General features: G+C 70.7%; 5 protein-coding genes. 1 reads left to right on the top strand and 4 read right to left on the bottom strand.

The genetic code is table 11. From position 1 onward, the window contains the following. Positions 1-1002, bottom strand: a 1002-nt coding sequence (locus FXF51_RS57185) for a HAMP domain-containing protein (RefSeq protein WP_187415146.1), incomplete at its 3' end; no start/stop codon positions are given. Positions 1003-1097: 95 nt separating this feature from the next. Between FXF51_RS57185 and FXF51_RS57180 the strand changes: the two genes are divergently transcribed. Beyond that, positions 1098-3566: a SpoIIE family protein phosphatase gene (locus tag FXF51_RS57180; RefSeq protein WP_148443278.1), complete on the top strand. Its 2469-nt coding sequence runs from the start codon at positions 1098-1100 to the stop codon at positions 3564-3566. On the opposite strand, the gene FXF51_RS57175 is transcribed toward FXF51_RS57180, so the two are convergent. The 3 genes from FXF51_RS57175 to FXF51_RS57165 form a co-directional block, all read right to left on the bottom strand. After that, the gene (locus FXF51_RS57175; RefSeq protein WP_148443277.1) at positions 3559-4491 is read right to left on the bottom strand and encodes an aldose epimerase family protein; all 933 of its coding nucleotides are present in this window, start codon (positions 4489-4491) and stop codon (positions 3559-3561) included. The two genes, FXF51_RS57180 and FXF51_RS57175, sit on opposite strands and share 8 nt — an antisense overlap. Continuing rightward, entirely contained in the window at positions 4488-5450 is a 963-nt protein-coding gene (locus tag FXF51_RS57170; protein ID WP_148443276.1) for a LacI family DNA-binding transcriptional regulator, read from the bottom strand. Before FXF51_RS57170 ends, FXF51_RS57175 begins: the two co-directional genes overlap by 4 nt. A 93-nt stretch (positions 5451-5543) precedes the next feature. Beyond that, positions 5544-6338 carry an NAD-dependent epimerase/dehydratase family protein gene (locus FXF51_RS57165; protein ID WP_262380572.1) on the bottom strand — a complete coding sequence of 265 codons (795 nt, stop codon included), beginning with the start codon at positions 6336-6338 and terminating at the stop codon, positions 5544-5546. Positions 6339-6449 lie beyond the last annotated feature (111 nt).

The raw sequence follows: 6449 nt of genomic DNA, 5'->3' as shown, positions 1-6449 counted from the left end.
GATGGTGTCCTTGAGCTGGAGGATCTCGCCCCGCGCGTCGACTGTGATCTTCTTGGACAGGTCGCCGTTGGCCACCGCCGTGGTGACCTGGGCGATCGAGCGCACCTGGGTGGTGAGGTTGGTGGCCATGAAGTTGACGTTGTCGGTCAGGTCCTTCCAGGTGCCGAGCACGCCCTTGACCTCGGCCCGGCCGCCGAGCTGCCCCTCGGTGCCGACCTCGCGGGCCACCCGGGTCACCTCGCTGGCGAACGAGGAGAGCTGGTCCACCATCGTGTTGACGGTCAGCTTCAGCTCCAGCAGCTCACCGGTGGCCTCGACCGTCACCTGCCTGGTCAGGTCGCCCCTGGCCACGGCCGTGGTGACGACCGCGATGTCACGGACCTGCGCCGTCAGCCGCCCGGCCATCGCGTTGACCGCCTCGGTGACGTCGCGCCAGCTCCCCGACATGCCCTGCACCTTGGCCCGGCCGCCGAGCCTGCCCTCGGTGCCGACCTCGCGCGCCACCCGGGTCACCTCGCCGGAGAACAGCGCGAGCTGGTCCACCATGCGGTTGACCGCCTTGCCCATCAGGCGCAGGCCGCCGCGCAGCGGCCGGTCGTCCTCCTGGAGGTCCACCCGTTTGGACAGGTCGCCGTCGGCGACCGCGTTGAGCACCCTGGTGGCCTTGGCCATCGGGATGACCAGCGCGTCGACGATCGAGTTGACCGCGGCCACGTTGACCGCCCAGCCGCCCGTGCCAGGGCTGGGGCCGAGCCGCTCGTCGAGCCTGCCCCGCCTGGCGACCTCCGTGCGCAGGCGGGTCAGCTCGCCGGACAGGTGCTCGTTCCTGTCGACGACCTGGTTGAACGTGATCGCCAGCTCCGCGAGGAAGGGATCGTCCGGCATGTCGAGCCTGCTCCTGAAGTTGCCGTCACGCAGCCCTTGCAGGGCGACGAGCAGCGGGCGGAGCTCCGCGTGGTGGAGCGATCCAGCGCGGTACGGGGAGTCCAACTGCGCGACCATGGCGGCCTTCTTCACAACTGGAGGTATCAACGCCATCAGTCTGCCACTCTGAGAGTGACCGAACTGCCACATCGAGTGATGTTCTAGGACGCAGAGTGGACACGACCAGGGTGTCGAGCACGGCCTTCGACGGCACTCCCCATGCACCGGCGCACGCGCGCAAGTTCGTCCGCCAGGTGCTCGGCGAATGGCGCCTGAGCCATCTGGCCGAGGATGCCGTGCTGCTGACCAGCGAACTCGTCACGAACGCCGTGGTGCACGCGGGCACCGGCGTCGAGCTGACGTGCCGCCTGGACGTGGACGCCAGCCCCCCGAAACTCGAGATAGAGGTGGACGACCACCACCCCACCCGCACCCTGCCCGCCGGGGAGGCGGTGCCGGGCGAGGGTGACGGCACGCTGTCCACCTCTGGGCGCGGCCTGGCGCTCGCCGGGATGCTCGCCGACGCCTGGGGCGTCACCTACACCAGGACCGCCAAGCGCGTCTGGGTGCGCATGGAGCTGGGCGAGGGCTGCGACATGCAGGACCACGTGTCGTGCCCGCCCTGCCTGGTCCCGGGACCCGTCGCGCCGCCGCTCGACACCCTGCACGTCGGGGTGGTGATCTGCGATCTCGACGGGGTGGTGGAGTCGTGGAACCCCGAGGCGGAGCAGCTTCTCGGCTGGGACGGGGAGCAGGCCATCGGCCGGTCGCTGAAGGAGCTGGTGGCCTGGCGGGGGCACGGCCCGTACGCGCTGTCGCTGACCGACACGCTCAGCCTGGGCCGCTGGCGGGGCGAGGCCAGGATGCGGCACCGCGACGGCACGCTGGTGCCCGTCTACGTCTCCCAGCTGCGGGCCAGGGGGCACGCGGGCGAGCGCAGGGCCATCTGGATGATCGTCTCCAGCGACCATCGGTTCGTGCTGACGCCGCCGTCGGCGCCGCTGCGCAGGGAGGCGGGGCGGCGGATCAAGGACCTGCTCGACCGGGACATGCCGTTCACGGAGCTGCTGGCCACGATCGCGCAGATCGTGCAGGTGTCGAGCGGCGGCGACGCCTCGTACGTGCTGCTGGCCACCGAGGGCGGCAGCCGGTTCGGCGTGGCGGCGGGCGTGGGCGCGACGGCGGGGCTGGTGGGCGTGCTGGCCACCGGCGTGTTCAGCCCCGACAGGAAGTCCCCGACGATGATCGAGGACCTGCTGGCCGGCGACGTCGAGCTGGCCCAGCAGCTTCGCGCCAGGTCGCTGGCGTGCGCGCCGCTGCTCGTGGCCGGCGAGGTGGTCGGCCACCTCGTCGTCACCGACGCCCAGCCGAGCCGCTTCGACCAGGAGCTGACGGTCAGCCTGCAGCACATCGCCGACCAGGTGGCGGTGACCGTGCAGCGCGAGCGGCTGGCCGAGCAGGACCGGGCGCACAGGGGGCGGCTGTCGTTCCTGGCCGAGGCGGGCGAGCTGCTCGCGGGCGTGCACGACGAGGAGCTGATCGCCGCGCTCACCGCGCAGCTCGTCGTGCCCAAGATCGCCACGTGGGCGGCCGTCTACCTGACCGACCTGACGGGGATGACCAGGCTCGCGCACGTCTGGCACAGCGAGGAGCGCCACAACGCCGACCTGCGCAAGTCGCTGCCCGCCATCCCCCGCACGGCGCTCACCGAGATCAGCTGGCCGGTCGGCCCGGAGAACGTGCTGGCCTTCCCGCTGCTCACGCAGGGCAGGTCGCACGGCGCGCTGGTGATCGGCCGGGCCGAGTCGACGCTGCCGCTGGAGCTGGCCGACCTGCTCGCCGACCTGTGCCGCCTGGTGGCGCTCAACCTGCACACCGCCATGCTCTACACCCGGCAGGCGACCACCTCACGGGTGCTGCAGCGCAGCCTGCTGCCGATGCGGGTGGCGCCCATGCCCGGCCTGGAGTCCGCCGTGGTCTACGAGCCGGCCGAGGAGGGCGCCGACGTCGGCGGCGACTTCTACGACCTGTTCACGGTGGCCGACCACTGGTGCTTCGCGCTGGGCGACGTGTGCGGCAGCGGCCCCGAGGCCGCCGCCGTCACCGGGCTGGCCAGGCACGCCGTCCGGCTGCTGGCCAAGGAGCACTACACCGTGGCCGACATCTTCGACCGGCTCAACCACGCGCTGCTGGACGAGGGCGAGGAGGGCAGGTTCCTCAGCCTGCTGTGCGGCGAGCTGACCCCGCTCCCCCAGGGCGGCGCGCTGTGCACCATCGCCTCCGCCGGCCACCCCTCGCCCCTCCTGCTGCGGCAGGGCGGCGACGTCCAGGCGATGGCCACGCCGCAGTTGCTGCTCGGCATCGAGTCCACCGCCAGGTTCTACGTGGAGTCGTTCGAGCTGGCGCCGGAGGAGGTGCTGCTGTGCGTCACCGACGGCGTGACCGAGCGGCGCAACGGCGACCGGCTGCTCGACGACCGCGACGGGCTGTCCGAGCTGCTGTCCACCTGTACGGGGCTGAGCGCCCACGCGGTCGCCGAACGGGTGCGGCACGCCGTCGAGACGTTCGCCGCCGAGCCGTCGCAGGACGACGTGGCCCTGCTGGTGATCAAGGCCAACGCCGCGCTGCGGAAGGTCAGATGAACGCGTACGTCGTCGTGGAGGTGCGGCGCTCCCCCGGGCGCAGCACCGTGGACGGGAACTGCGGCTGGTTCGGCGCGTCCGGGTAGTGCTGCGTCTCCAGGCACAGCCCGGCGAACGGCCCGAACGGCGTCGCCACCCCGTCCAGCATGCCGCCCGCGTAGAACTGCACCCCCGGCTCGGTGGTGGTGACCTCCATGGTCAGGTCGCCCGCCGTCACCTTGACCGCGCCGTCGAGGACGAAGCAGTGGTCGTAGGCGCCGTCGTAGCGCTCGCCCACCGCGTGCGGCTCGGTGAAGTCGAACGGGGTGCCCTTGACCGGCGCGGGCTCACCCGTGGGGATCTTGTCGTCGTCCACGGGCAGGTAGTGCTCGGACGCCATCTGCACGACGTGGTCGAGCACGTCGCCGCCGCCCTTGAGGTTGAAGTAGGAGTGGTTGGTCAGGTTGACCACCGTCGGCGCGTCGGACTCGGCGGTGTAGTCGATGCGCAGGGCGTCGTCGGCCAGCGTGTAGGTGACCGAGACGGTCAGCGTGCCGGGGAAGCCCTGGTCGCCGTCGGGGCTGGTCAGCGTCAGCGTCACCGACGAGCCGGTGCGCTCGGTGATCGTCCACACCTTGCTGTCGAAGCCCTCGACGCCGCCGTGCAGGCAGTTGGGGCCGTTGTTGGCGGGCAGGCTGTAGGTGGCCCCGTCGAGGGTGAAGCTCGCGTTGGCGATGCGGTTGCCGTACCTGCCGACCACGGCGCCGAAGTAGCGGCTGCGGGTGCGGTAGTCGTCGAGCGTGTCCAGCCCGAGCACGACGTTGACCCCGGACACCTCCAGCGTGCGGATGACGGCGCCGTAGGTGAGCACCTCGGCGCGCAGCCGTCCCGACGACAGCTCTACGCACTCGACCTGCTGGCCCGATGGCAGCGTTCCGAAGATCATGTCTGTGCCCTTCCCGTGGACTCGCGGACAATGAGGGCGGTGTCGAGGGTCACCGTCGCGCCCTCGCCTCCCGACTGCAGCAGCAGATCGACGGCCATCCTCCCGGCCTGCACGGCCGGCATGGCCACCGTGGTCAGCTTGGGCCGGTTGAGCCGCCCCGGCAGGATGTCGTCGAACCCGATCACACTTATCTGGTCTGGTACCCCTATCTCCATCGCCGACAGCCCCTCAATCAGGCCGAGTGCCACCAGATCGTTGTAGGCGAGCACCGCGGTGGCGCCGCAGGCGGCCACCTCGGGGGCCACGGCCAGGCCGCCGCCCTCCGTGGGCTGGTTGGGGCCGAAGAAGACCAGGTCGAGCCCGGCCGCCTCGGCGGCCACGCCCTGCATCTCGTTGCTGGTCCAGGAGCCGATCGGGCCTGACACGAGCGCGATCCTGCGGTGGCCGAGCCCCGCCAGGTGGTCGAGGGCCAGCCTGGCGCCCTGGGCGACGTTCATGAGCACGGCGGGCATGCCCTTGATGCGCCGGTTGACCACGACGAACGGCACGTCCTCCGCCAGGCGCTCGATCATCTTGTTCGACAGGCGCGGGCTGCACAGCAGGACGCCGTCCACCTGCTTGGTGAGGGTCCTGATCAGCTCTTCCTCGACCCGCGGGTCCTCGTCGGTGTCGGCCACGAACACGTGGTAGTCCCGCCCCCTGGCCTGCGCCTGCGCGGCCTTGATGAGGGGCGGGAAGAACGGGTTGGAGATGTCGGCCACGATCAGGCCCATGTTGAACGTGCGTCCGGTGGTCAGGGCCCTGGCCGCCCGGTTCGGCCGGTAGCCGAGGTCGTCGGCGGCGGCCAGCACGCGGCTCCTGGTGGCAGGATTGACCAGGTGCGGCGCGGAGAAGGTACGGGACACGGTGGACACATGGACGCCGCAGGCGCGGGCCACGTCCTTGATCGTCGCAGCCATGCCGCCCTCCCTTGCAAACGGTTGCCAGACTAAACCTTGACCTTTGCGGGTGATGCCGTCAAGGTTCTTGCAACCGGTTGCTGGCTCTTCAGTTCACCATTTCCCGCCGAGTTCGTTGAGTGTGAACACGCCGCCCGCGCGGTCGTGCAGCGGCTCCGACAGGTCGGGCTCGCCCTGCTCCGCGATGAGGCCGGCGGCGAAGGGCTCGGAGGAGTCGCGCGAGACGTACCCGATGGACTTGGCCTCCTCCAGCGACCACCAGCGGCGCGGGCTGTCGGAGACGCCCCAGACGACGTGGTAGCCGGGCGCGGTGAGCCCCGCCTCGACCAGGCGGGTCAGGTCGTCGGCGGAGATCCAGGTGGCCAGGCCGCGTGTGTCGGCCGGGGCCTCGTTGCAGGTGCCGAGCCTGATCACGGTGACGTTCATGCCGAAACGGTCGTGGTAGAGGCTGCCGAGCGCCTCCATGACGACCTTGCTCACGCCGTAGAAGGTGTCGGGCCGCGGGAAGGCGTAGTCGGGCAGGTCCGCGCCGCCCTCCGGCCTGGTCTGGAAGCCGGCCGCGTGGTGGCTGCCCATGAGCACGACGTGCTCGACGCCCTCCTTGTACGCCGCCTCCAGCAACACCTGCGTGCCGTTGATGTTGGCCTGCACGATGTCGGCCCAGGGATGCTCCCGGCTCTGGCCGCCCAGGTGGAGCACGGCGTCCACGCCCTTCATCGCCTCGGCCATGGCGTCGGGGTCGGCCAGGTCCGCCGTCACCCACTCCTCGCCGGGCCCGGGGTCGACCGGATGAATATCGGAAAGCCGCAGCGTGCGGCCCTCCTGTGCGAGACGCGGGCGAAGCAGCGTCCCGACCTTTCCAGAGGCCCCTGTCATGAGAATGCGCATGCCTCATGATGTACACGAATCTGGCGGACTTTCACATACTTGAATATTGACCGTGAGCCACGCCACTGGTTACGTTCGCAGGCACACATCCAAGTCTTCGACTCACGTCCA

Source organism: Nonomuraea sp. PA05 (genome assembly GCF_008086045.1).
In the GTDB taxonomy this organism is placed as follows: domain Bacteria; phylum Actinomycetota; class Actinomycetes; order Streptosporangiales; family Streptosporangiaceae; genus Nonomuraea; species Nonomuraea monospora.
The sequence above is the reverse complement of the archived record's forward strand: the minus strand, read 5'-3'. Positions and strand labels throughout refer to the sequence as shown.

Bases quoted from the DNA above. Each gene is read 5' to 3' on its own strand.
- FXF51_RS57175 (WP_148443277.1), bottom strand. From the start codon at position 4,491: ATGATCTTCGGAACGCTGCCATCGGGCCAGCAGGTCGAGTGCGTAGAG.
- FXF51_RS57170 (WP_148443276.1), bottom strand. From the start codon at position 5,450: ATGGCTGCGACGATCAAGGACGTGGCCCGCGCCTGCGGCGTCCATGTG.
- FXF51_RS57165 (WP_262380572.1), bottom strand. From the start codon at position 6,338: ATGCGCATTCTCATGACAGGGGCCTCTGGAAAGGTCGGGACGCTGCTT.